Annotated in this window: 26 protein-coding genes and 1 pseudogene; 14 read left to right on the top strand and 13 right to left on the bottom strand. The window is 68.6% G+C overall.

All coding sequences use genetic code 11. The features are described from left to right. Positions 1-153 precede the first annotated feature (153 nt). Both QF037_RS44375 and QF037_RS44370 read left to right on the top strand, forming a co-directional pair. Complete coding sequence (locus QF037_RS44375; protein ID WP_307035419.1) at positions 154-732, top strand: TetR/AcrR family transcriptional regulator; 579 nt, start codon at positions 154-156, stop codon at positions 730-732. Positions 733-1,030: 298 nt separating this feature from the next. Next, positions 1,031-2,044, top strand: coding sequence for an NADP-dependent oxidoreductase (locus QF037_RS44370; RefSeq protein WP_307035417.1), 1,014 nt, complete (start codon positions 1,031-1,033; stop codon positions 2,042-2,044). Between the two features lie 146 nt (positions 2,045-2,190). Here the strand turns inward: QF037_RS44370 and QF037_RS44365 are convergent, their stop codons facing one another. Both QF037_RS44365 and QF037_RS51525 read right to left on the bottom strand, forming a co-directional pair. Then, positions 2,191-3,201 carry an enoyl-CoA hydratase/isomerase family protein gene (locus QF037_RS44365; protein ID WP_307035415.1) on the bottom strand — a complete coding sequence of 337 codons (1,011 nt, stop codon included), beginning with the start codon at positions 3,199-3,201 and terminating at the stop codon, positions 2,191-2,193. A 69-nt stretch (positions 3,202-3,270) separates the two neighbouring features. Then, a complete protein-coding gene (locus QF037_RS51525; RefSeq protein WP_444972123.1) occupies positions 3,271-3,429 on the bottom strand; it encodes a hypothetical protein in 159 nt (52 codons plus the stop codon). 298 nt (positions 3,430-3,727) lie between these two features. Here QF037_RS51525 and QF037_RS44355 point away from each other — a divergent pair, with 298 nt between their 5' ends. The 6 genes and pseudogenes from QF037_RS44355 to QF037_RS44335 all read left to right on the top strand — a co-directional run bounded on the left by QF037_RS44355 (position 3,728) and on the right by QF037_RS44335 (position 8,091). After that, positions 3,728-4,639: an alpha/beta hydrolase fold domain-containing protein gene (locus tag QF037_RS44355; protein ID WP_307035412.1), complete on the top strand. Its 912-nt coding sequence runs from the start codon at positions 3,728-3,730 to the stop codon at positions 4,637-4,639. Between the two features lie 111 nt (positions 4,640-4,750). Then, on the top strand, positions 4,751-6,640 hold the full coding sequence (locus tag QF037_RS44350) for a propionyl-CoA synthetase (RefSeq protein WP_307035410.1): 1,890 nt from the start codon (positions 4,751-4,753) through the stop codon (positions 6,638-6,640). A gap of 53 nt (positions 6,641-6,693) precedes the next feature. Next, the gene (locus QF037_RS44345) at positions 6,694-6,861 is read left to right on the top strand and encodes an SDR family NAD(P)-dependent oxidoreductase (RefSeq protein WP_307035408.1); all 168 of its coding nucleotides are present in this window, start codon (positions 6,694-6,696) and stop codon (positions 6,859-6,861) included. Continuing rightward, positions 6,862-7,047 (top strand): annotated as a pseudogene (locus QF037_RS51160) (SDR family NAD(P)-dependent oxidoreductase); the annotation flags it as partial. It abuts the gene before it with no gap. A 115-nt stretch (positions 7,048-7,162) separates the two neighbouring features. Continuing rightward, on the top strand, positions 7,163-7,330 hold the full coding sequence (locus QF037_RS44340; protein WP_307035406.1) for a hypothetical protein: 168 nt from the start codon (positions 7,163-7,165) through the stop codon (positions 7,328-7,330). A 137-nt stretch (positions 7,331-7,467) separates the two neighbouring features. Next, the gene (locus tag QF037_RS44335) at positions 7,468-8,091 is read left to right on the top strand and encodes a winged helix-turn-helix transcriptional regulator (RefSeq protein WP_307035404.1); all 624 of its coding nucleotides are present in this window, start codon (positions 7,468-7,470) and stop codon (positions 8,089-8,091) included. Here QF037_RS44335 and QF037_RS44330 read toward each other — a convergent pair. The 4 genes from QF037_RS44330 to QF037_RS44315 form a co-directional block, all read right to left on the bottom strand. Next, positions 8,067-8,201 (bottom strand): hypothetical protein, encoded by a 135-nt coding sequence (locus tag QF037_RS44330; RefSeq protein WP_307035402.1) that lies wholly within the window; start codon positions 8,199-8,201, stop codon positions 8,067-8,069. The two genes, QF037_RS44335 and QF037_RS44330, sit on opposite strands and share 25 nt — an antisense overlap. After that, positions 8,183-8,599 (bottom strand): AMP-binding protein, encoded by a 417-nt coding sequence (locus tag QF037_RS44325; RefSeq protein WP_307037696.1) that lies wholly within the window; start codon positions 8,597-8,599, stop codon positions 8,183-8,185. Before QF037_RS44325 ends, QF037_RS44330 begins: the two co-directional genes overlap by 19 nt. A gap of 75 nt (positions 8,600-8,674) precedes the next feature. Continuing rightward, positions 8,675-9,898, bottom strand: a complete 1,224-nt coding sequence (locus QF037_RS44320; protein ID WP_307037694.1) for an RNA-guided endonuclease InsQ/TnpB family protein — start codon at positions 9,896-9,898, stop codon at positions 8,675-8,677. Between the two features lie 190 nt (positions 9,899-10,088). Then, a complete protein-coding gene (locus QF037_RS44315) occupies positions 10,089-10,883 on the bottom strand; it encodes an amidase family protein (protein WP_307035400.1) in 795 nt (264 codons plus the stop codon). A 124-nt stretch (positions 10,884-11,007) separates the two neighbouring features. On the opposite strand from QF037_RS44315, the gene QF037_RS44310 reads away from it, so the two are divergent. From QF037_RS44310 to QF037_RS44300, 3 genes are all read left to right on the top strand, one after another. Continuing rightward, on the top strand, positions 11,008-11,580 hold the full coding sequence (locus QF037_RS44310; RefSeq protein ID WP_307035398.1) for a TetR/AcrR family transcriptional regulator: 573 nt from the start codon (positions 11,008-11,010) through the stop codon (positions 11,578-11,580). Between the two features lie 290 nt (positions 11,581-11,870). Beyond that, positions 11,871-13,067 carry an RNA-guided endonuclease InsQ/TnpB family protein gene (locus tag QF037_RS44305; protein WP_307035396.1) on the top strand — a complete coding sequence of 399 codons (1,197 nt, stop codon included), beginning with the start codon at positions 11,871-11,873 and terminating at the stop codon, positions 13,065-13,067. A 50-nt stretch (positions 13,068-13,117) separates the two neighbouring features. Continuing rightward, positions 13,118-13,867, top strand: a complete 750-nt coding sequence (locus QF037_RS44300) for an alpha/beta fold hydrolase (RefSeq protein ID WP_307035394.1) — start codon at positions 13,118-13,120, stop codon at positions 13,865-13,867. A gap of 26 nt (positions 13,868-13,893) precedes the next feature. Here the strand turns inward: QF037_RS44300 and QF037_RS44295 are convergent, their stop codons facing one another. Then, positions 13,894-14,484 carry a TIGR03086 family metal-binding protein gene (locus QF037_RS44295; protein WP_307035392.1) on the bottom strand — a complete coding sequence of 197 codons (591 nt, stop codon included), beginning with the start codon at positions 14,482-14,484 and terminating at the stop codon, positions 13,894-13,896. A 61-nt stretch (positions 14,485-14,545) separates the two neighbouring features. Here QF037_RS44295 and QF037_RS44290 point away from each other — a divergent pair, with 61 nt between their 5' ends. Next, a complete protein-coding gene (locus QF037_RS44290; RefSeq protein ID WP_307035390.1) occupies positions 14,546-15,361 on the top strand; it encodes a helix-turn-helix domain-containing protein in 816 nt (271 codons plus the stop codon). Between the two features lie 61 nt (positions 15,362-15,422). Here QF037_RS44290 and QF037_RS44285 read toward each other — a convergent pair whose 3' ends face one another. Both QF037_RS44285 and QF037_RS44280 read right to left on the bottom strand, forming a co-directional pair. Then, complete coding sequence (locus QF037_RS44285) at positions 15,423-15,812, bottom strand: hypothetical protein (RefSeq protein WP_307035388.1); 390 nt, start codon at positions 15,810-15,812, stop codon at positions 15,423-15,425. Positions 15,813-15,822: 10 nt separating this feature from the next. Continuing rightward, complete coding sequence (locus QF037_RS44280) at positions 15,823-16,755, bottom strand: DMT family transporter (protein ID WP_307035386.1); 933 nt, start codon at positions 16,753-16,755, stop codon at positions 15,823-15,825. A 69-nt stretch (positions 16,756-16,824) separates the two neighbouring features. On the opposite strand from QF037_RS44280, the gene QF037_RS44275 reads away from it, so the two are divergent. Then, positions 16,825-17,436: a TetR/AcrR family transcriptional regulator gene (locus tag QF037_RS44275; RefSeq protein ID WP_307035384.1), complete on the top strand. Its 612-nt coding sequence runs from the start codon at positions 16,825-16,827 to the stop codon at positions 17,434-17,436. Positions 17,437-17,559: 123 nt separating this feature from the next. Here the strand turns inward: QF037_RS44275 and QF037_RS44270 are convergent, their stop codons facing one another. The 3 genes from QF037_RS44270 to QF037_RS44260 all read right to left on the bottom strand — a co-directional run bounded on the left by QF037_RS44270 (position 17,560) and on the right by QF037_RS44260 (position 19,597). Then, positions 17,560-18,717: a serine hydrolase domain-containing protein gene (locus QF037_RS44270; RefSeq protein ID WP_307035382.1), complete on the bottom strand. Its 1,158-nt coding sequence runs from the start codon at positions 18,715-18,717 to the stop codon at positions 17,560-17,562. A gap of 122 nt (positions 18,718-18,839) precedes the next feature. Continuing rightward, entirely contained in the window at positions 18,840-19,115 is a 276-nt protein-coding gene (locus tag QF037_RS44265; protein ID WP_307035380.1) for a hypothetical protein, read from the bottom strand. Positions 19,116-19,189: 74 nt separating this feature from the next. Next, positions 19,190-19,597 carry a MerR family transcriptional regulator gene (locus tag QF037_RS44260; RefSeq protein ID WP_307035378.1) on the bottom strand — a complete coding sequence of 136 codons (408 nt, stop codon included), beginning with the start codon at positions 19,595-19,597 and terminating at the stop codon, positions 19,190-19,192. 368 nt (positions 19,598-19,965) lie between these two features. Between QF037_RS44260 and QF037_RS44255 the strand changes: the two genes are divergently transcribed. Then, complete coding sequence (locus QF037_RS44255; protein ID WP_307037692.1) at positions 19,966-21,411, top strand: SulP family inorganic anion transporter; 1,446 nt, start codon at positions 19,966-19,968, stop codon at positions 21,409-21,411. Between the two features lie 149 nt (positions 21,412-21,560). On the opposite strand, the gene QF037_RS44250 is transcribed toward QF037_RS44255, so the two are convergent. Beyond that, on the bottom strand, positions 21,561-22,082 hold the full coding sequence (locus QF037_RS44250; RefSeq protein WP_307035376.1) for a cupin domain-containing protein: 522 nt from the start codon (positions 22,080-22,082) through the stop codon (positions 21,561-21,563). Positions 22,083-22,088: the final 6 nt, after the last annotated feature.

Genomic DNA, 22,088 nt, shown 5'->3' with positions numbered 1-22,088 from the left:
CGTACTGCCGTCGGAACGGGCGCGCGGACACGCCGAGCGCGACGCAAGCCGCCCACGTAGACAGGGCCCACCTGTCACGAAAGGCGCCGAACAGGCTCCGCCACACTTCGCATATGATAGATGTGCTTCACTATCTAACGTGGTAGGTGACTGATGAGTCGCGTTTCGCAAGCACAAGCACTCGAGAACCGCAGGCGCGCGGTCGCCGCGGCCTCCCAGCTCTTCCGGGAGCGCGGCGTGAACGGCATCAGCGTCGCCGATCTGATGAAGTCCATCGGGCTGACCACGGGCGGCTTCTACAAGCAGTTCCCCTCCAAGGAGGCCCTGATCGCCGAGGCGGCCCAGGCCGCTTTCGGGGACCTCGACGCACTCCTGGCGTCGTTCGACGCGGCCCACGGCGATCACGACACCGCACGCGGCGCCCTCCTCGACTTCTACCTCTCGGCCGAGCACCGCGACCAGCCAGGCACCGGTTGCCCCACCGCGGGATTCGCCGGGGACGTGGCGCGCGAGCCCACAGCCGGCGAGGTTCGCGAAACGTACGCGGCCGGAGTCGAGGAATTCGCCGGGTGGATGTCCGCCGACGTCAACGACGGCCTTCCCATGGTGGCCACGCTGGTCGGCGCGATCCTGCTGGCCCGGGCCACGGCGGGCACAGAGCTGTCGGAGAAGATCCTGGAGTCGACCCACAAAGCCCTCACCGCGCCACAGGAGTCGCGACCCGCATCCTGAACACGGCCTGTGCGACGACTGGGGCCCAACACCCTTTGATCAAGGGGCTGTTGGGCCCCTGTAGGGCGTTGGTTTCCGCGCATCGGTAAGGACGTACTCCCCGGGCAGGCCCCAACGTTTGTCCGTGATGGCCATATGGGGCGACCCTTATCCGTCTGAGTTTACTTTTCTATACTCAGCTAGTAACGTCGTAGCCAGCAGCACATCAACCCAGCCGCACGCGAAAACGGGCGCGAGGGGGACCTGCGCGAAGAATCGCATCGACCACCGGAACACCCCACAGACAAGGGCGGCCGACATGAAGGCATTCATCGTCGAGAAGTACGGCAAGGACGGCATACGCGCCGCGGAGGTACCCGAGCCCACCGTCGGGGACCGTGACGTCCTGGTCAGGGTGAGCGCCGCCAGCATCAACCCGCTGGACAAGATGGTCCGCGACGGGGAGTTCAAGCAGCTCCTGAAGTACAAGCGCCCGTTCGTGCTCGGCCATGACGTGGCCGGTGTCGTGACGCGCGTCGGCTCCGCCGTACACGGTCTCGAAGTCGGCGACGAGGTCTACGCCCGTCCGCGCGACCTGCGAATCGGAGCCTTCGCGGAGTTCATCGCGATCGACATGGACGATGTCGCGCCCAAGCCGGCCTCGCTCACTCTCCAAGAGGCGGCCGCGGTGCCGCTGGTGGCCTTGTCCGCCTGGCAGATTCTCGTCGAGCGCGCCAATGTGAAGCCGGGACAGAAGGTGCTCGTCCACGCCGGTGCCGGCGGACTCGGCTCAACGGTCATCCAGCTCGCCAAACACCTCGGCGCCACGGTGGCGACCACCGCGAACACCGAATCCGAGAAGTTGGTCAGGAGCCTCGGCGCCGACGTCGTCGTCGACTACACCAAGGAAGACTTCTCGCAGGTGCTGTCCGGCTACGACCTGGTACTGGACTCCCTGGGCGCGGCGAGCCTCGAGAAGTCACTGACCGTGCTGAAGCCCGGCGGCATGGCGATCAGTGTCGTCGGCCCGCCCGACGCCGCCTTCGGCAAGCAGCTCGGCGCCCCCTCGTTCCTGGGGGTCGTCATGAACATCCTCAGCCGCAAGGTGCGTAAGCAGGCGAAGGCGCTGGGCGTGCGCTACGAGCCCTTCTTCATGCGGGCCAACGGCTCCCAGCTGCGCAAACTCGCCGCCCTCTACGACAGCGGAAAGCTCCGCCCAGTCATCGACAGCACCTTCCCGTTCGACCAGACGCTCCAAGCGATGGCCCATGTCGAGCAGGGCCGCACCAAGGCAGGCAAGGTCGTGGTCTCGATGGTGCCCGACCACTCCTGAGCCCCGTACACCCGACCGACAGCGCCATCCGCTCCCGCTTCCCTGACAACCTGGTCGGCGGGGGCGCGCTCACGTCTCGTCGAAGCGCGCCCCTCCTGCACGATCGGCCCCCGCGCGCGGCAGCGTCCTGCACACGGCGGACCTGCTCAGGACGGCAGCGGCCCTTCGCCGAGCGACGCACGTTGCCAGCGGGGCGTGCGGTCCCTGTCGACCAGGGCCGCGCGGACGCCCTCCACGAAGTCCGGCGTCCGGATGGTCGTGCGTGCGAGGGCCAGTTCCGTGTCGAGGCACTCGCGCAGCGTCTGCTGCCTGCCCCGCGCCAGCAGGGCGTGAGTGATCTCCAGGCTCTGCGGCGAGGCGGACTCCAGAGCGGCCGACGCGGCTGCCGCCCAAGGGGTGTCGAGGTGGCGCAGGCGTTTCTCGATCTCGCCGAGGCTGGGCGCGCCGAACGCCCGGTCCACGTCCGCGCGCGCCTCCGCCAGCTTGCTGGCCGCCACCGGGGACGGGCCGGAGAGGCGGTTCAGGACCAGGTCCACCGGGTCACCGGGGCTGTCGGCCAGGGCCTCCCCCACCGCATCGAGCCCGCCTGAGGGGACGAAGTGCGTGGCCAGCCCCGTGTACAGGGCGTCGGCCGCGTCGAGCCGGTGCCCCGTCAGTCCCAGGTACATCCCGATCGCACCGGGCAGCCTCGGCAAGAAGTAGCTGGCCCCGATGTCCGGGAAGAACCCGATCGCGGTCTCGGGCATCGCCAGCACCGCGCGCTCGGTGACGACGCGGAAGGCGCCGTGGATGGACAGGCCGAGGCCGCCGCCCATGCACACCCCGTCGATGAGCGACACGACCGGCACGGGATATTCGGCGATGCGGGCGTTGAGCCGGTACTCGGAGGCGAAGAACCGCTCGCTGGCCTCGGCATCGCCGGCGAGGCTGTGCTCGCGGATCGTGCGGATGTCTCCGCCGGCGCAGAACGCCTTCGTGCTGGTACTGGCGAGCACCACAGCGGACAGCGGAGTGTGCTCCCAACCGGCGAGCACGCGGTCGATGGCGACGACCATGTCTGTCGTCAGGGCGTTGAGCGCCTTGGGCCGGTTCAGAAGGATCCGGCCGACGCCCCGGTGGACGTCGGCGAGGATGTCGGCGGCAGCGGTTTCAGTCATCGGTCGTCAACTCGCCGTCCGCGTGACCTGGCTGTCATGGCCATGGGGGTTTTCCTCACTCGTCGCCTGTCAGGCGTGGCTCTGCGCGTAGAGATCCTGGATCTCGTCCACGGTGGGTACGACGGGGTCGTTGGCGGGGGATGCGGACGCGAGCGCCTGCTCGGCCATGAGGGGCAACAGGCCGAACCACTCATCCTTGTCGATGCCGTGGGCTTGAGGTGTGGGCACCTCAAGATCCTTGCACAGGGCTCGGAGCGCCTCCACGAGCCGGTCGGCGGCCAAGGCGTCGCTGTCGCCGTCGGTGGCGGGCGGCTCATGCCGTGCACCAGCGCCACGCTGGAGTTGGAGAAGGCGATGCCGGCCTGCGGAGTGAACGTCAGGGTGTTTCCGGTGCGGTGACGGCAGAGCCATCTCCACCTGAGTTTACTTTCTTATACTCAGCCTCAGCCAGTAACGTCATGACCGGTACATCAACCCGGCTCCACGCAAAAGCGGGCGTGGCAGCGACCTGTGAAGGAGCACCACCATGGGAGCAAGCCCCGAGGCACAGCAGTTCGCGGACTTCCTCGAGAGCGTGAGCGCGAAGTCGTCGACGCCCGGCCTCGACCTGGCCGTGATCCGCGACATCGTCGACTCGAACCACAAGGCGTCGACCGAACCGGAAGGCGTCACCTACGCCGAGGTCGACGCGGGCGGGGTCCCCGCCCTGTGGGCCATCCCCGAGGGTGCCGACCCCGACAAGGCGCTGCTCCACTTCCACTTCGGCGGATCCGTCACCGCGTCGATGCACTCCGACCGCAAGGCCGCCGGCCACATCGCGAAGGCCGCCGGCGCCCGTTCCCTCGTCGTGGACTTCCGTCTGGCGCCCGAGCACCCCCACCCCGCGCAGCTCGACGACGCGGAGACCGCCTACCGGTGGCTGCTCTCCCAGGGCTACGAGCCGCGGAACATCGGCAGCACGGGCCACTCGATCGGCGGCACCCTCGCGGTGCTGCTGCCGCTGCGTCTGCTCGCGAAGGGCGAGGCGACGCCGGGCGCGATCGTCAGCGTCTCGCCGTGGACCGACCTCACCATCCAGAACGCGTCGGTCGACGAGAACGAGGACAACGACAAGATGCTCAGCCGCGCCACCCTCGAACTCTTCCGAGGGGCCTGGCTGCAGGACCCCACACTGGACTTCGCCGACCCGCAGGTCAGCATCGCCAACGCCGACCTGACGGGATTGCCGCCCACGATCGTCTACTACGGCGCGTACGAGACCCTCGCCGACGACGGTGCCGAACTCGGGCGCCGGCTCGCCGACTTCAAGGTCACCTCCGAGGTCCACGCGGTGCCCGAGGGACAGCACTCGTTCGTCCTGGGCGCGGGCCGCGTGCCCGAGGTGGACGAGGCGATCGGGGTGATGGGGCAGTGGCTCCGCAAGCACCTCGGCGCCTGATCGGCAGAACCGCTCGGTGACACGCGGTAGTCGTGTCCCACACCGCTCTGTACGCTGCCGCCGTCGTCCGACCTCAAGGCAGCAGACCCCGAAGCCACAAAGGAGTGTGCGATGGGAACGTACGAGGATGTCTTCCGCGCCAGCACCGAAGACCCGGAGAGCTTCTGGCTGAAGGCGGCGGAGGGCATCGACTGGGATGTCCCTCCGCGCCGAGCCCTGGACTCCTCGGGCGCGCCGTTCTACCGCTGGTTTCCCGACGGACGGCTCAACGTCTGCTTCAACGCGCTCGACCGGCACGTGGAAGCCGGCCGCGGCGGACAACCCGCGCTCGTCTACGACTCCCCCGTGACCGACACCCGCCGCACGTACACCTACGCGCAGCTGACGGACGAGGTGGCGGCGTTCGCCGGGGCGCTCACGCAGCTCGGTGCGGGACACGGCGACCGTGTGGTGATCTACATGCCAATGGTCCCCGAGGCCGTCGTCGCGATGCTGGCCTGTGCACGTATCGGCGCGGTCCACTCGGTCGTCTTCGGCGGGTTCGCGCCGCGCGAACTCGCCCTGCGCATCGACGACGCGGCCCCCAAGGTGGTCGTCTCCGCCTCCTGCGGCATCGAGGGCAAGCGCGTCATCGCGTACAAGCCCCTGCTCGACCGGGCGATCGAACTCGCCGCCCACAAGCCGGAGAAGAGCGTGATCCTGCAACGCCCGCAGGAACCGGCCGAGTTGGGACCCGACGATCTCGACTGGAACGAGCTGGTCGCCGCCGCGCCGCCGGCCGACTGCGTTGCCGTCGCCGCGACCGATCCGCTCTACATCCTCTACACGTCCGGAACTACCGGGAAGCCCAAGGGAGTCGTGCGTGACTGCGGCGGCTACGCGGTCGCCCTGCACTGGTCTATGAGGGCCGTCTACGACGTGGGACCGGGCGAGACGATGTTCACCGGCTCCGACGTCGGCTGGGTCGTCGGGCACTCGTACATCGTCTACGCGCCTCTGCTGGCCGGCGCGACGACGGTCCTGTACGAGGGCAAGCCGGTCGGCACCCCGGACGCGGGCCAGTTCTGGCGGGTCGCCGCCGAGTACGGCGTGAAGACCATGTTCACGGCCCCCACCGCCTTCCGGGCCATCCGCAAGGAGGACCCGAAGGGCGTCCTCAGTACCGGGTACGACCTCTCCGGCCTGCGCTATCTCTTCCTCGCCGGCGAGCGTCTCGACCCGGAGACCTACCACTGGGCGGGCGCGCTCCTCGGCGTCCCGGTCATCGACCACTGGTGGCAGACCGAGACCGGCTGGCCCATCGTCGCCAACCCCGTGGGCATCGAGGCCGCTCCCCTCAAACCCGGCTCCCCCACCCGCCCGCTGCCCGGCTGGGACGTCCGTGTCCTCGACGCCTCGGGCGAGCCGGCGCCCCCGGGCACCGACGGGGCGATCGTCGTGAGGCTCCCCCTGCCACCCGGCGCGCTCCCCACCCTCTGGAACGACGACGACCGCTACGTCGCCTCCTATCTGTCCGCCTACGACGGCTACTACCTCACCGGCGACAGCGGTCACATCGACGACGACGGCTACGTCTTCGTCATGGGACGCACCGACGACGTCATCAACGTCGCCGGCCACCGTCTGTCCACCGGCAGCATGGAAGAGGCCCTGGCCGCCCATCCCGACGTCGCCGAATGTGCCGTCATCGGCGTCGCCGACACCCTGAAGGGACAGGTACCGCGCGGTTTCGTCGTCCTCAAAGCCGGCAGCACACGCGAGCCGAGCGAGGTGGAGGCCGAACTCGTCCAGCTCGTACGCGAGCGCATCGGCGCCGTCGCCTCCCTCAAGGAGGTCGCGGTCGTGGCCGCCCTGCCCAAGACCCGCTCGGGAAAGATCCTGCGCAAGACGATGCGGGGCATCGCCGACGGCCACGACGAACCCATCCCCTCCACGGTGGACGACCCCGCCGTCATCGAGGACCTGCGCCCCGTTCTCCGTCGCGCCGACCGCACCCCCTGAGCACCGTCTGACGGCCTGGCCGCGGTGGCGAAGGGGCGCGTGGGGATGCCGCCGTGGCCCACATCTGCGAGCGGTTCGGGCGGGTCGACGTCGTGATCGCGAACGCCGGGATCATGGGCCGTGGCTCCACCCTGCGCACCATGCCCGCGCCCGCTGTCGACAAAGTGCTGGCCGTCAACGTCAACGGTGCCGTCAACACCGTGAACGCGGCGATGAAGTAGATCGTCGCCAACCAGGGTCAGGTCGTGCCGATCAGTTCGATGTTCGCCTTCCTCAACGGCATGGGGGCAATTCCCTACGCCATGAGCATGGCCGCGGTCGAGCAGCTCGGACGCGGACTCCGCGTGGAACTCGCCCCGCACGGTGCTTCTGCCACCACGGTCTACTTCTCGCTGATCCAGACAGACATGATCAGAAACGGTGTCGACGAAGACCCGACGATCGGCAAGCTCCTGGCCAGGACGACGCCGCGACCGCTGCTCAAGCGCCTCGCACCGGACCAGGCCGCTCACGCCATCGCGCATGCCATCGAGCACCGTTCACCCCGCGTGCTCCGGTCTCCGGCCGGCCCGCTGGACACCGCTGTCCGTCCTGCGAGGGATGATCAACCCGGCGATCGACGCGCGTCTGGCCGACGATCTCAAGGTACGCGCACTGCTCGGCAAGCTCGAAGATCGCGGGGTCAGGTAGCAGCCGTCGCACGAGGGCCAAGGCGAAGGGAACGCCCTGGCCCTCCCGTTGACCGGTCGGTACAGGTCAGTAGAGTGGAACGCATGGGAGCGGTACGCAGATACGGGTAGGCCTGCCCCGTCGCCACGGCGAAGGATGTGCTGGGCGAGCGGTGGACCGTACTCATCGTCCGCGAGCTGTTGCTGGGCCCGAAGCGGTTCACCGAGATCCTCGGTCGCATGCCGTCAATCGGTCCGAATCGCCTCACCGACCGGCTGCGCACGCTGCACACGATCGGCGTCGTCGCCAAGGCCGAGCCGGCACCCGAGTACGCCCTGACCGAGTTCGGCGAAGGGCTGCGGACCCCGATCATCGGACTCGGCCTGTGGGGCCTGGGCCTGATGAGCGGTGGTGTCGACTCCTCGACCGCCCGTCCTGACATGGTGGCGCTGTGCATGACCGAGGCGGCGGATCCCGGTCGCCTGGCCGGCCTCGCTCTTGAGTGCGACGTCGATGCCGGCGAGAGGTTCTCCATGTCCGTCCGCGACGGAGTCCTCCAGGTCCGGTCCGGACCGTCCCCCGCGTCGTCTGCCTCGACGATCGTCTGCGACGCGGGAACCTTCATCGAGCTGTCCCTCGGCAGTGAGATGCCGTCCGCCGCCGTCAGCTCCGGCCGCCTCACGACAGGTGGTGACAGCGCGGCGGTCAGTCGTCTCTTCGAGGTCTTCGCGGACGCGGCTCGACGACACGTCGCGGTTCAGCCGGCCCCCTTGGCGACCTGACGTCCTTCTCGACCTCGCCAGGGGGCCGGGGTGCCGGAGGTGTAGAGGACCACCGCGGGGTCGTCCTCGTCGCGGTCGACCGTCCGGAACGTCACGGGCTGGTCGGCCACGGCCGAGGCGTACGACTCCGGCGTCCGTCCCCGGACCACGGCGCGCCGCCATTCCCGATCAGGAAGAACTCGGTGCAGTCCGCGCTCGCCCGGAACCCCTCCCAGGCGGCCTGTCCGATCGGCAGCTCCGGCGTTCCCGCGAACGCGAAGTACGCCTTCGCGTCGGAGTCGGTGAGGTGGTAGGCGACCTCGCGGGCCTTCAGCAGCATGTTCAGTGGCACGACCGCGCCTCCGGCCTTGAGGATGCCGAAGTAGATGCTGGAGAAGTGCGACAGGTTGGGGCAGGACAGCGCGACCTTGTCACCTGGCCGGACGCCGCGCGCGACGAGCAGGTTGGCGACCTGGTTGGCCGCGGCGTCGAGGGCGGCGTAGGTGACGCGGTCGTCGCCGAAGACGATCGCGGTGCGCTGCGGTTGACTTGCTCCTCGGGCTGAAGCCCGGGGATTCTGGCCTTCTCTTCCGTTGCTGCGCCGCTACGCGGCACAGGTTTCGGACGGGAATCCGTGGCTTCCTGCTTCGCTGCGCTGTGCCGGGACGAGTCCTGGTCTTACCTGCGCTCCACAGGCTGTGACCGCCAGTCCGGCGGCCGTTTTCACGTTCTTCGCGGCATTGTGGTCCCGGTCGTGGACCGCACCACAGACGGCACAGGTCCAGGTCCTGATGTGCAGGGGCTTGGGCCCGTCCTTGGCCCCGCAGGTGGAGCAGGTCTGGCTGGTCGGCTCGTACCGGCCGATCTTCACCAGGGTCCGCCCGTACCGAACCGCCTTGTATTCCAGCATGTGCACGAACTGTGTCCAGCCCGCGTCGTGCACACTCTTCGCCAGCCTGGTGCGTGCCAGTGCTTTGACCGCCAGGTCTTCCACGCCGATCGCTTGGTTGTCGCGGATCAGCTTCGTGGAGAGCTGGTGGTGGAACTCACGGCGGGCGTCGGCCACTTGTGCGTGCGCGCGGGCGACCCTGAGGCGGGCTTTCTCCCGGTTCTTCGATCCTTTTTCTTTGCGGGACAGCTCCCGCTGGGCCTTCTTGAGTTGTTTCTCCGCGCGGCGCAGGAACCGCGGGGAATCGATCTTCGTGCCGTTGGAGAGGACGGCGAAGTGGGTGAGGCCCAGGTCGATGCCGGTCGTCTGGTCGGTGTCGGGCATCCAGTGCGCGTCGGTGTGCGGGTCGGTGTCGATGACGAAGGAGGCGAAGTACCGTCCGGCCGCGTCCTTGATCACGGTGACGGAGGAAGGCCTGGCGGGCAGGGTGCGGGACCACTTCACCTTCACCGCCCCGACCTTGGGAAGGTTCAGCCGCCCGGAATCGGTGATCGACCAGCGGGCGTTGGCGGTGAAGCGGAGCGACTGACGGCTGTCCTTGCGGGACTTGAACCGCGGCGCACCCATCTTCGGACCCTTGCGGGCCCCTTTGAGGGAGGCGAAGAAGTTCCTGTAGGCGGCCTCCGCGTCCCGCAACGACTGCTGGAGCACGACAGCGGAGACCTCGCCCAGCCAGGACCGCTCAGGTGTCTGTTTCGCCTCGGTGATCAGCTTCCTGGACAGCTCACCGGCCGTCGGGAACGGCTCTCCCTCCGCGCGGGCGTCCTCGCGGGCGCGCACCGCGTCGTTGAACACCACCCGGGCACACCCGAACGCCCTGGCCAGCGCGCTGCGTTGGACGATGTCCGGGTACAGCCTGAAGGCGTACCGGAGCTGCATGACCATCACGATACATACCTGCGTCATGGCCGACATGCGGAAGATCAGAACCGGGCGGCACTGCACTTTCGTGATGTGGCTCCGCCGGGAGCAGCCCTCGCGGCGCTCCGCGCCACGGGTGGGGCGCGCATTGTCCGGCTCCGCCGGAGCGGATGCGGCGGCGCTCCGCGCCGCTGTCATCAGATTCGCTTCATCCCCGGCCTGAAGGCCGAAGCACTGCGAATGAAGCCCGGTAGCTGAAGCCTCCGTCGTAGTCGGCCGTTCCGGTCGTTGCCCGCAGGATCGGGACGAGGTCACGGGCGTCGCGGACCTGCGCGCCACCGCAGGCCATGTCGGGGTTCGTCCATCGTCCTGTGCCCGGGCCACCGGGAACGTGGCCGATCAGCGAAATCAACCGCCAGGTCGACTTGTGCCCGTACAGGCCGTTGAAGTGGGACGGGATCCTGGTCGATCCGCCGATCTCCGAGCCGAAGTCGAAGGCCGTGAGACCCGCCGCGGTCGCGACGGCGCCGCCTCCGGCGGACCCGCCCGAAGTGCGGGTGGTGTCCCACGGGTTGGAGGAGGGACCGAACACCGGGTTGTCGGCCTGGACGTCCTGGTTGCCCGGCGGCATGTTGCTCTTCCCCATGATCACGGCACCGGCCGAACGCAGCCGCCTAACCGCCTCGGCGTCCTGGTCGGGGACGTAGTCCTTGAGATCCCTGCGCCCGCAGACGGTGCGCATCCCGGCTGTCTCGAAGCTGTCCTTGACCGTGATCGGCACACCGTGCAGCGGACCGAGGTCCCGCCCCGCCGCCCGCGCGGCGTCCGCTTCCCCGGCCTCGCGACGGGCACGCTCGGGATCGAGGGTCACCACCGCGTTCAGTGCGGGGTTGTGGGTGGCGATCCGATCGAGATAGAGCTCGACCAGCTCCCGGCTCGAGATCTCACCCGCCGCCAGCGCGCGTGACTGCTCCACGGCGGACTGGAAGGGAACGTCGCTCACGGCACGCCTCATCTCTGGACGGTGGCCGACACAATTGAATGTCGACCATAATATTACGCACGTCAGACCATAGATTAGGATGGAGTGCGAGGCAATGGCCCCGCGGAGCGAATGGAGAAACCCTGTGGCGCGCTACGCCAAGGAGCACAAGCAGGTGACCCGGCAACGGATCATCGAGACGGCCGGCCACCGGTTCAAGCAGGACGGCATCGACGGCTCGGGCATCTCCACGCTGATGTCGGACGCCGGGCTCACCAACGGAGCGTTCTACGCCCACTTCGAGTCCAAGGACGACCTGGTGGCCAACGTCGTCGCAGGCGAACTCCGCGCACAGGCCGAAGCGTTCAGCGCGCTGCGGCCGGGCCGCCCGGGACTCGAGGACCTCGTTCACCAGTACCTGTCGCCCGAGCACCGGGACCACCCCGGCCTCGGATGCCCCTCCGCCGCCTTGCTCGACGAGATCGGCCGCTGCGGGGACGGGACCAAGCAGGCCTACACCGACGGCGCGAAGGCCATCGTGGAAGAGATCGCCGCCCGCCTGACACCCGAGGACCCGCAGTCCGCCCGCGGCACGGCCATCGGGCTCTACACCATGATGGTGGGGACTTTGCAGCTGGCCCGCGCCCTCTCCGACCGGAAGTTCGCCGACGAGGTCCTTGAGCAGGGAATCGGGAACGCCCTGGCATTGATGCACTGAGCGGGTGGTCGCCTGGCAGCACGCCGGCACCGTCTGCCCGCCCCGGCCCCTGACGTCCGTCAGGGACCGCTGCGCGATTCGCCTTCCTAGGCTTGCGGTGCGCAACGCCCGTCAGCCCAGCCGCGAGGAGCGTCATCGGGAGTCCTTCGTGGATACCCCCACCTTTAGGTGGGGGAGGAAACGAAGCTCCTGCGGAGCGGGGCAGCGGGCTGCGATTCGCCCCCTGGGCGGACCGCGGTGCTCTGACCCGCAGGTTTGATCTTTACAGGACTGCAGTCTAGTTTGTGACCGTGACCACGGCCGGCGTGAAGCGGGCGTTCAAGTGTCGCTTCTATCCGACCGATGCGCAGGCAGCCGAGCTGTCGCGCACGTTCGGGTGCGTCCGGAAGGTCTACAACCTTGCCCTGGCCGCGAGGTCGGAGGCGTTCACGCGTCAGGAGCGGGTCAACTACAACCAGACCTCGGCAATGCTCACGGCGTGGAAGAAGACCGAGGAGCTGGCCTTCCTGTGCGAGGTCTCCAGCGTCCCGTTGCAGCAGGCACTTCGGCACGTGCAGACGGCGTACTCCAACTTTTTCGCCAAGCGGGCCAAGTACCCGCGCTTCAAGTCGAAGAAGAAGTCCCGCAAGTCCGCCGAGTACACGTCCTCGGCATTCCGGTTCCGGGATGGCAAGCTCACCCTCGCCAAGATGACGGAGCCGCTGGACATTGTCTGGTCCCGGCCTCTTCCCGAGGGCACGGTGCCGTCCACGGTAACGGTGTCGCAGGACGCGGCCGGGCGCTGGTTCGTGTCGATGCTGTGCGACGACATGTCCGTCGAGCCGCTGCCCGTACTGGACACCGCTGTCGGCATCGACGCCGGTATCACCAGCCTCCTGACCCTCTCGACCGGCGAGAAGATCACCAATCCGAAATGCGAGCGGGTCGACCGGCGCCGCCTGGCCAAAGCTCACAAGAACCTGGCCCGCAAGGCCAAGGGTGACGGCGCGAACCGGCGCAAGGCCCGCATCAAGGTCGCGAAGGTCCATGCCCGGATCGCCGACCGGCGCCGGGACCACCTGCACAAGATCACCACTCGGCTCGTTCGTGAGAACCAAACGATCGTGATCGAGGACCTGACCGTGCGCAACATGGTCAAGAACCACAGTCTGGCCCGCGCCATCAGTGACGCGGCCTGGCGCGAGATGCGCACCATGCTGGAGTACAAGGCCCAGTGGTACGGACGGGAACTGATCACCATCGACCGGTGGTTCCCCTCGTCCAAACTGTGCTCCGCCTGCGGCACCATCGCATCGAAGATGCCCCTGCATGTCCGTGAGTGGACATGCGACTGCGGCACGACCCACGACCGGGACGTGAACGCGGCGAAGAACATTCTGGCGGTCGGGCTGACCGCATCTGTCTGTGGAGCTGGTGTAAGACCTCAACGGAGTTCTCCGGGCGGGCAGTCGGCGACGAAGCAGAAACACCCACGGCGCGAGCCGTAGGAATCCCCTCCCTTTAGGGAGGGGAGGATGTCAAGTCCCTGTACACGCGTATGGCCGCCACGCTGAGCGTGGCGGCTTCGTTCGTCGGCCTCGTCGGACTCGCACCGCAGGCGTCAGCCTCGGCGTCGTCGGACGGCACGCACTGCTCCGTGGTGGTGGAGCGGGTGCAGCCAGGTGAGAAGTTCTCCCAGGTGAAGAGCCGAACCTGTGGGGACTACGGCCCCTGCGACGCGAACGGGTACGTCCTGAGCACCGGCACGTGGTGGCGCTCGATCTCCTCGTTCAACGCACAGGTCATCGCGGAAAGGGAACCGCACCTCGTCCGCAAGGTCATCCTCGCCGGCACGGGGCCCGCCGGGGGCCCCGGCATCGACAAGGTCCCGGCACTCACCATCCAGGCCACACTCAAGGGCGCCCTCACCCGCCAGGATCCCAAGCTCTCCCTCTTCTTCACCGAGACCGCAGGCGGCAGGCAGGCTGGACGAGCTGTCCTGGAACGGCTGAAGGAGCGCACGCAGAACCGCGACAAGTCCGTCTCACCGATGTCGATCCGCGCCCAGTTGAAGGCCGTCAAGCGCTGGGGCCGCCAGGCGCCGTCGGACCTGTCGAAGATTCACCAACCGGTCCTCGTGGCAAGCGGTGAGGACGACCGGATGGTGCCCAGCCGGAACACACTCGACCTGGCCGCGCGCCTCCCCCGGGGCGAGCTGGTCCCGCTTTTCCCGGATGCCGGACACGGGGGAGTCTTCCAGTACCACGATGAGTTTGTGGCACATGCGCTCGACTTCCTCGCGTCTTGAGCTGAAGAACGGCGGCCGGTCGGGGGCTATCTTCCGTACGGATCCCTGCCGGTCCGGGCCAGCAGCCGCTCGAAGACCGACGCGCCCTCGGCCTCCGGCACGGGCTCTCCGAACACCCCCATCGTCCTGGCCGTCGGCGCCAGTTCATCCACCGCGCCGGACAGTTCCGCCACGACCGCCTCGTCGGCACCCGGGTAGTCCTGGCCCGTCGCCCGCGCCAGGTCCCACACATGCACGGTCAGATCGAGCAGCGCCATCGAGCCGACCAGTCGCGCGGGCATGTTCATCGCGCCCGTCGTCCCCTCCTCGGCGCCGGGCGTGGACCAGGCCTCCACCAGCCGGTCCGCCTCGTCCATGAGCCGCTCACGCCACTGGGGACTTTCCGTGATCCCCTCGGGCGTCTGACCGAAGTCCGACGCCTCCTTCACGGCCAGCCGCTGGAACTGCACGATGACCTGAAAGAGGTGGTTGACCAGCGCTTTCACGTCGTACTCGGCACAGGGTGTGGGGGCGGACAGAGCCGCGTCCGGGATGCCCCGGAGCACCGGAACCGCCCTCTTTCGCGCCATGTCCAGCACCTCGCCGATGCCGTACGTCTCCACAGGGTTCGTGTCCATGCGTCGACCGTAGGCACATCCACCGCTGCCCTCTTGAAGAAACGCGACATACGATCCGGTCATGGCCGCACCCCGCCGCGACACCCGCGGGATCGTCGACCCGTCCGGGCTGCTGACCCGCGTGCGGTTCCGCCGCCACGAGCCCGCCGAGCCGCTGCGCCGCTACATCGAGTGGTACTGGCTCATCGACTGGGACCTGCCCGCGCCGTACGCCTCCCATGTCGTCCCGCACCCTTCCGTCCACCTCACCTTCCAGTGGGAAGAGGACCAAGGCCCGCCCTACGGCGAGGTCACGGGCGTCGCGCTCAGCCTGTACACCCGCAAGCTGACCGGGCGGGGCCGGGTGTGCGGGGCGAAGTTCCGGCCCGGCGCCTTCCGCCCCTACGCACCGCAGGTACCGGTGTCGCACTGGACCGGCCGCGTGCTGGCCGCCCAGGACGTGTTCCCGCAGACCACCGAGGACACCGCACGGTCGATCGTCACCCCCGTCGACGACCGCGCCCGCGTCGCCGCCCTCGACACCTTCCTGCTCTCCCTCGACCCCACCCCCGATCCGCAGGCCGACCTCGCCCGGGACCTCGTCCAGGTCATCCGCGCGGACCGCACGGTGCGCCGCGTCGGCGACTTCGCCCGCACACAGGGCCTGTCCGTGCGGGCGCTGCAACGGCTCTTCTCCGCGCACGTCGGTGTCAGCCCCAAATGGGTCATCCTGCGCTACCGCATCCACGAGGCCCTGGAACTGGCCGGCACCCGCAGCGACATCGACTGGGCCACCCTCGCCGCCGACCTCGGCTACGCCGACCAGGCCCACCTCGTACGGGACTTCACCGCCACGGTGGGCGCCACACCGACCGCCTACGCCCAGGCCGCACGCTAGCCAGCGGTACCACCGCGAGCACCGCCACCAGTGCCACGATCAAGCCGAGGCTACGAGCAGATCACGGAGGGCTACAGGGATAGTTGTTGCCGGTGCCGAGCACGATGGAGTTGATCGGGCTCAGATTCTCGACGTTGCCGTACGGCGCGCCGAAGAGGATCGACTCGCCGTTGCCGGTGCCGTTGTAGCCGGTGCACAGCTCACCCCAGGCGCCACCGTACTGGTTGTTCACCACGTAGTGGTCGCCGTACTGGTTGCTGAGGTTATGGGCGCCATAGGCCCAGTAGACACCGCCGTTTTGGATACCCGAGTTCGGGTCGGCGTTGTTGTAGATGCACACGGCTCCGTACGGGCATCCGTAATAACTGGCGCTGGAAGTCGCGGACGCGGGCCCGGCGGCAACGGCCACGACGGACCCCGCCACCGCGACGGGCGAAACCGCGAACCTCATGAGTTTGCTATCAGGCGCCGCGCTCGGCCGGCGTCGCGGCCTCGGCCGTGTCCGTATCCCGCGCGCGCACCCTGGTGGATGGGGTGTCACCTCGATGGACGATGACGACGGCTGCGAGGCCGACGGCCAGGCCGAGGGCGGTCTGCGGACCGAATGTCTCGCCGAACATGAGGGCTCCCCAGACTGCCGTGACCGGGGCCATGAGGAACATGAGCGTGTTGACCTTGGTGACTCCAGAGCGCCTGAGAATGAGCCAGTACAGCCCGTATCCGCCGAAGGTCGACAAGGCCACGAGCCAGATGATCGCGGCCCAGAACGAGAGTTCAGCGGGCGGCTTCGCGGCTCCGATGCTCACGGCGAGTGCCGTGAAGATGACGGCACTGGTGGCGCAGTGGACGGTCAGTGACACGGCGGGCGCGACCTGTGTGCGGGAGCGGCTTTCGAGGAACGTGGCCGCCACCAGCGAGAACATGCCGAGGAAGGGGATGAGATAGGCCCACCAAGCCGCACCGGTGCCGGCCGCGGCGTCGGCCAGGGTGACGATGGCGACGCCGCTCACCCCCAGGCACAGGCCGAGCCACTGCTTGCGGGAGACGTATTGGCGCAACAACGGTCCGGCGAGTGCTCCGGCGACGAGGGGCTGGACGCCGTCGATCAGGGCTGTGGTGCCGCTGGAGACGCCGAGTTGGATCGCGTAGTAGACGGTGAGCAGATAGCCGCTCTGCGACAGCGTGCCGATCACTGCCTGCCGGGCCACGTCCCGCACCGAGAGGTCCCGCCATGACGTTCTGGAGACGGTGGCGACGGCGATCAGGAGGACGGCCAAGGGCAGGAACCGCCACATCAGGATCGTGATCGCGGACGCACTGCCCGCTCCGAGTTTGGCTCCGATGAACCCGGAACTCCAGCAGATCACGAAGGCGATCGAGAGCAGGAAGTTCACGCCAGACCCTCCACTAGACAGATCGGTATACCCTCCAATCCACTATACAGATCGGTATAGTGTTGAGGTATGGGCATTACTGAGGGGCCGCGACGGGTCACGATGACGCCTGCCGCACGGCGCGTCCTGGAGGCCGCCGCGAGGCTGTTCTACGAGCGCGGCATCCATGCCGTCGGGGTGGACCTGATCGCGGACGGGGCCGGGGTGACGAAGAAGACCCTCTACGACCGGTTCGGTTCCAAGGAGCAGATCGTCGTGGAGTACCTCGCGGATCGTGACGAACGCTGGCGGGTCTTCCTCGCCCAGCACCTCGACGCCGCAGAGCCGGCGTCGGCAGCGCGCGTCCTGGCCGTCTTCGATGCCTCACGCGCGTGGTCGGAGCTCAACAGCCCCAAGGGGTGCAGCATGGTCAACGCCCACGCGGAGATCAGCGATCCGGCCCACCCGGCGTACGCGATCATCACCGGGCAGAAGCAGTGGATGCTCGCCCTGTTCACCGATCTCGCCGGGGACATCAGTCCGGACGGGGCCGAGCATCTGGGCCGGACACTCATGCTGCTTCACGAAGGAGCGCTCGTCGCCCACGGCCTGCACATCCTCGCGGACCCCATCAGCCATGCCCGCGAACAGGCGCGAGCCCTCCTCGCCACCACTGTGGGGCCGGGTTTGTGCGGTACGTGATCGACGCCGTCAACGCGGCTGAAAAGCTTGGCACTTGAGCCTGAGCGGCGATGGACGTCCGCCGACATCGCGAGGGCCGGTCAGGGCGAGCCGTTGCGGCCGGTTCCACATGCTCACAAGTGCTCAGGAGGTGAGTGTGGTGACCACTCGGTTGATCATGTCCTCGTCCGTGGTCAACGGGGTCGGGGTGTAGGACAGGACGAAGCGGAGCCGGAGGTCGAGGGTGGAGAACATGCGGGTGCGGTAGCCGTACATCTCGCCGGTCTTTCCCCAGAACGTCACGCCGTTCACCGTGGCCGTCTGCAGGCCCATGCTGTAGCGGGCGGGGCTGCCGTCCTTCCACATGACGACGTCGGCCGGGGGCAGGGTGCAGAGCTTGTCCAGCGCCCGGGGTGGCAGCAAGTCGCCGGAGAACAAGGCCTGTTGGAATGCGAAGAGGTCGTCGACGGTGGAGACCAGTTCGCCCTCTCCCCAGGTGCTTGACGGGTTGTAGACGGTGACGTCGCGCAGGGAGCCGTCGGTCATCCGCAGGTAGCCGTGCACCTGCGGACCGTGCAGCCGGGGGTCGTCGCCCGGCGTGAGCGTGCGTGTCAGGCCGAGGGGTCGCAGGACGCGGGAGCCGATCGCCTCGCCGTAGGGCTGCCCGGTCAGCTTCTCGACGAGGAGGGCAAGGAGTACGTAGTTGATGCCCCGGTACTCCTGCTTGGTGCCCGGGCGGAACTTCAGCGGGCCGTGTGTCACGGTCCGCACCCACTCGTACGGCGTCCAGTGGTCGAACCGGTGCCGAAGGACGGCCTCCGGCGTGCTCGTGTCGGGGATGCCCTGGTGGTCGGGGATTCCGCTGGTGTGATTGAGGAGTTGGGTGATGGTGATGCGAGCGAAGCCGGGCGGGAGCAGCCCTGGAAGGTAGCGCCCGATCGGTGCGTCCAGCTCCACGCGGCCCTCTGTCCACAACTGGAGCACCACCGTGGCCACGAAGGGCTTGGTGACGCTGCCCGCGCGGAACTTGTCGTCGGGGCGTGCGGCACGTCCGGTGGTGAGGTCGGCCCGGCCCGTGGTGCCGTACCAGTGGTCCGTGCCGTGGGCTGCACGTAGTTGGGCGGAGGTGGCCGGCGGGTGGGAGAGGTCGGAGATCGCCGCGTGTAAGGCGCCGGTGTCCAGCTCCCCGGGCCCGGCGGAGTCCGCCTCCGCCCGGGAAGCCGCACTTCCGGCCGCGACCAGCACGGCACCGGCCACAGCACCACGGGCCAGGGAACGTCGGGAGATCGACTGAGAGTCCATGGAACTCATGCTGCCGACGGCTCCACACCCCGGGCATCCGGGATGTCCCCCAGGTATCCCTGACCCCACCGGCGCCTGTCGATGGCATGAGCAGGCCAGTGACGTGGCAGGCGTCCACACCATCATCGCCCGGCCCGGTCTCCGCGCAGGCGCCGCCAACAACGCCAGCTCCTTCCGGTCTCGGGTGCCGACAGGCAGGGGCACGGTGCCGGCCACGCCGGGCCGGTGGCCTCCGCGGCGACCTCCAGGCCGGAGCGCCGGACCAGACGGATGTCGGCGATCAGTACGTCGGGCGTGTACGGCCCGGCCAGGGCGAGTGCGTCCGTGCCGTCTCCGGTGGTCGCGACGACGTCGATATCCGGCTCGCGGGCCAGCGCGCCGGCCGGTCCGTCGCGCACCACGGGCAGCTCGCCGCGGATCAGCGCCCGGGTCGTCAGGCGCCAACGGTCGCGGCGCGGGGCGGCCTACGGGGTCAGGGAGTGGGTGTCCGTCGTACGAGGCGCGCGGCCAGGGTGGCCGCGAATTCCTCGGCGCGGGCCAGCTGGGTGCGCAGATCGGCGACCCGCTGCTGGGTAGCCTGCTCGAAGCCGCGGATCCGCTCCAGGAGTTCCTCGCGCTCCCCGGGCGCCGGTTCCTCGGCGGAGTCGAGGCGGTCGGTGGCGTCGAGCAGGGCGCCCATCTCGTCGAGGGTGAAGCCGAGCGGCTTCATACGGCGGATGACCATCAGGCGGGCGACGTCGGACTCGGTGTAGAGGCGGAAGCCGCCCTGAGAGCGCGCGGAGGGGATGACGAGGCCGGTGTCCTCGTAGTGCCGGATGGTGCGCAGCGACAGCTCGGTCCGGGCGGCGACCTCGCCGATCTGCATGTGCTCGCTGCTCACGCGGGGGCCTTCCTCGTCTCTCACTGCGACCGCGGGCGGCCGCACCGATCTCTACCCTAACGTTAGAGTAGAGTTGTCTGGCGTCGGGTCGGCTGCCTGCCGTGTCCGTCAGCCGTGTCGGGGCCGATGAAGCCCCCGGCGAAGACCATGGTCCGCAGGCGGCGCCGGTGCCCTCGCGGGTCGTTCGGCTGTTGCCCGACTTCGGTCCGCGCTCGCGGACTTCATGGAGGACCGCCCCGGTGCTCCACGCCCTTCCGCGTGCCCGCCGTGATGCAGGGTGTGCCCGAGCACGACAGGTTCCTCTCATCTTGTCTTCCTCCGTACTGTCCCCGGCCGCGTGGTTGCGCGGTTCCCGGCGCCCGACCTGGATGTCCGACCCGAAGGTGCTGCGCACCGAGGTGCTGGCCGGTCTCGTGGTCGCCCTGGCGCTGATCCCGGAGGCGATCTCGTTCTCGATCATCGCCGGAGTCGATCCGGCCATCGGTCTGTTCGCCTCGTTCACCATGGCCGTGACCATCGCCGTCGTCGGCGGCCGGCCGGCCATGATCTCGGCGGCCACCGGTGCCGTCGCCCTGGTCATCGCCCCGCTGAACCGCGAGCACGGCTTCGGCTACCTCGTCGCGGCCGTCATCCTGGCCGGTGTCCTCCAGATCGTCCTGGGCGCGCTCGGAGTGGCCAGACTGATGCGGTTCGTGCCGCGCAGCGTGATGGTCGGCTTCGTCAACTCCCTCGCCATCCTCATCTTCATGGCGCAGGTGCCGGAGATGACGAACGTGCCCTGGCCGGTCTATCCGCTGATCGCGGCCGGCCTGGCGCTGATGGTGTTCTTCCCGAAGGTCACCAAGGTGATCCCGGCGCCGCTGGTGTCGATCGTGATCCTCACGGTCGTCACGGTCGCGGCCGGCATCGCGGTGCCGACCGTGGGCGACAAGGGCGACCTGCCGTCCTCCCTGCCCGTACCCGGCCTGCCGGACGTGCCCTTCACCCTCGACACCCTCACCACCATCGCCCCCTACGCGCTCGCCATGGCCCTTGTCGGACTCATGGAGTCGCTGATGACCGCCAAACTGGTCGACGACATCACCGACACCCACTCCTCCAAGACCCGCGAGTCCATCGGCCAGGGCATCGCCAACATCGTCACCGGCTTCTTCGGCGGCATGGGGGGCTGCGCGATGATCGGCCAGACGATGATCAACGTACGAGTGTCCGGAGCCCGCACCCGGCTGTCGACGTTCCTGGCGGGCGCGCTCCTGATGGTGCTGTGCGTCGTCTTCGGACCGGTCGTCTCCGACATTCCCATGGCCGCGCTCGTCGCGGTGATGGTCATGGTGTCGGTCGCCACCTTCGACTGGCACTCCATCGCCCCGAAGACTCTCAGGCGGATGCCCGCCGGGGAGATCGCCGTCATGGCGGTGACCGTCGTCTGCGTCGTCGCCACCCACAACCTCGCCATCGGTGTCGTCGTCGGCTCGGTCACCGCGATGGTCATCTTCGCCAAGCGTGTCGCCCACCTCGCCGAGGTCACCGCCGTCACCGACCCCGACGGCGGCCCCGTCGTCTACCGGGTCACCGGCGAGCTGTTCTTCGCCTCGTCCAACGACCTCGTCGGCCGGTTCGGCTACGCCACCGACCCCGACGAGGTCGTCATCGACCTCTCCGCCGCCCATATCTGGGACGCCTCCTCGGTCGCCGCCCTCGACGCCATCGAGACCAAGTACGCCCAGCGCGGCAAGTCCGTCGAGATCATCGGCCTGAACGAACCCAGCGCCCGGATCCACCGCAGACTCAGCGGCGAACTCACCGACCACTGACCGGCGTAGACACACGAGGGCCGCGGCTCGGCAGTGCATGACGGCGCCCGGCGATCCGACCCCATGAGCAAGTCGGGTTCGCCGGGCGCCCGTTCAGTGGTCCGCTCCATCCCGGGGCCGGTCCGCCCGGATCCGGGTCATGGAGTCGGTCATCCGGAACCCTCCAGGGCGGCACGCCAGACAGGGCTGTCGACGTAGTGGTTGTCGAAGCGTTCCGAGGACTCGGCGATCTCCTTCGGATCGGCCTCGCCGCGCATCACCCGGCTGAGCAGGCGCAGGTAGTCGAACCTGCCCATCCCGGGAGTGAAGACGAACAGAACGTCTGCCTCACAGCCCGGGGCGGCCGCGAAGGCGTGCGGGGTGTGAGGCGGCACCGCGAGGAAGTCGCCTGCGTTCAGGAGCGTGATGTCCTCGCCGACCAGCACCTGCAGAGACCCGCTGATCACGAAGAACAGTTCCGTCGCCCTGGTGTGGAAGTGGGCCGGCGCCCCTGCCGCGCCCTTCGCGAAGGTGGAGCGGTAGCTCGTGAAGCCGCCTGCGGTGCCGTCCGAATCGGCCAGAAGGGTCATCACGCTGCTCGGGTCGGAACAGGTCTCGGCGTCTGCGTGGCGGGTCAGCGTCGCCGCAGAGGGAGTGTCGGTCGCGGACATGGCGGGTGTCTTCTCGTTCATGCTGAT

Origin of the sequence: Streptomyces canus (genome assembly GCF_030815415.1) — a bacterium.
Classification (GTDB): domain Bacteria; phylum Actinomycetota; class Actinomycetes; order Streptomycetales; family Streptomycetaceae; genus Streptomyces; species Streptomyces canus_F.
This window is presented reverse-complemented; position numbering and strand designations above follow the sequence as displayed.

What these genes read in the sequence shown, in the direction of transcription:
- QF037_RS44340 (WP_307035406.1), top strand. Translation starts at nt 7,163, where the DNA reads ATGCCATCGAGCACCGTTCACCCCGCGTGCTCCGGTCTCCGGCCGGCC.
- QF037_RS44285 (WP_307035388.1), bottom strand. Translation starts at nt 15,812, where the DNA reads ATGAGGTTCGCGGTTTCGCCCGTCGCGGTGGCGGGGTCCGTCGTGGCC.
- QF037_RS44270 (WP_307035382.1), bottom strand. Translation starts at nt 18,717, where the DNA reads ATGGACTCTCAGTCGATCTCCCGACGTTCCCTGGCCCGTGGTGCTGTG.
- QF037_RS44295 (WP_307035392.1), bottom strand. Translation starts at nt 14,484, where the DNA reads ATGGACACGAACCCTGTGGAGACGTACGGCATCGGCGAGGTGCTGGAC.
- QF037_RS44365 (WP_307035415.1), bottom strand. Translation starts at nt 3,201, where the DNA reads ATGACTGAAACCGCTGCCGCCGACATCCTCGCCGACGTCCACCGGGGC.
- QF037_RS44350 (WP_307035410.1), top strand. Translation starts at nt 4,751, where the DNA reads ATGGGAACGTACGAGGATGTCTTCCGCGCCAGCACCGAAGACCCGGAG.
- QF037_RS44375 (WP_307035419.1), top strand. Translation starts at nt 154, where the DNA reads ATGAGTCGCGTTTCGCAAGCACAAGCACTCGAGAACCGCAGGCGCGCG.
- QF037_RS44355 (WP_307035412.1), top strand. Translation starts at nt 3,728, where the DNA reads ATGGGAGCAAGCCCCGAGGCACAGCAGTTCGCGGACTTCCTCGAGAGC.
- QF037_RS44250 (WP_307035376.1), bottom strand. Translation starts at nt 22,082, where the DNA reads ATGAACGAGAAGACACCCGCCATGTCCGCGACCGACACTCCCTCTGCG.
- QF037_RS44370 (WP_307035417.1), top strand. Translation starts at nt 1,031, where the DNA reads ATGAAGGCATTCATCGTCGAGAAGTACGGCAAGGACGGCATACGCGCC.
- QF037_RS44300 (WP_307035394.1), top strand. Translation starts at nt 13,118, where the DNA reads ATGGCCGCCACGCTGAGCGTGGCGGCTTCGTTCGTCGGCCTCGTCGGA.
- QF037_RS44255 (WP_307037692.1), top strand. Translation starts at nt 19,966, where the DNA reads ATGTCCGACCCGAAGGTGCTGCGCACCGAGGTGCTGGCCGGTCTCGTG.
- QF037_RS44290 (WP_307035390.1), top strand. Translation starts at nt 14,546, where the DNA reads ATGGCCGCACCCCGCCGCGACACCCGCGGGATCGTCGACCCGTCCGGG.
- QF037_RS44320 (WP_307037694.1), bottom strand. Translation starts at nt 9,898, where the DNA reads ATGCAGCTCCGGTACGCCTTCAGGCTGTACCCGGACATCGTCCAACGC.
- QF037_RS44275 (WP_307035384.1), top strand. Translation starts at nt 16,825, where the DNA reads ATGGGCATTACTGAGGGGCCGCGACGGGTCACGATGACGCCTGCCGCA.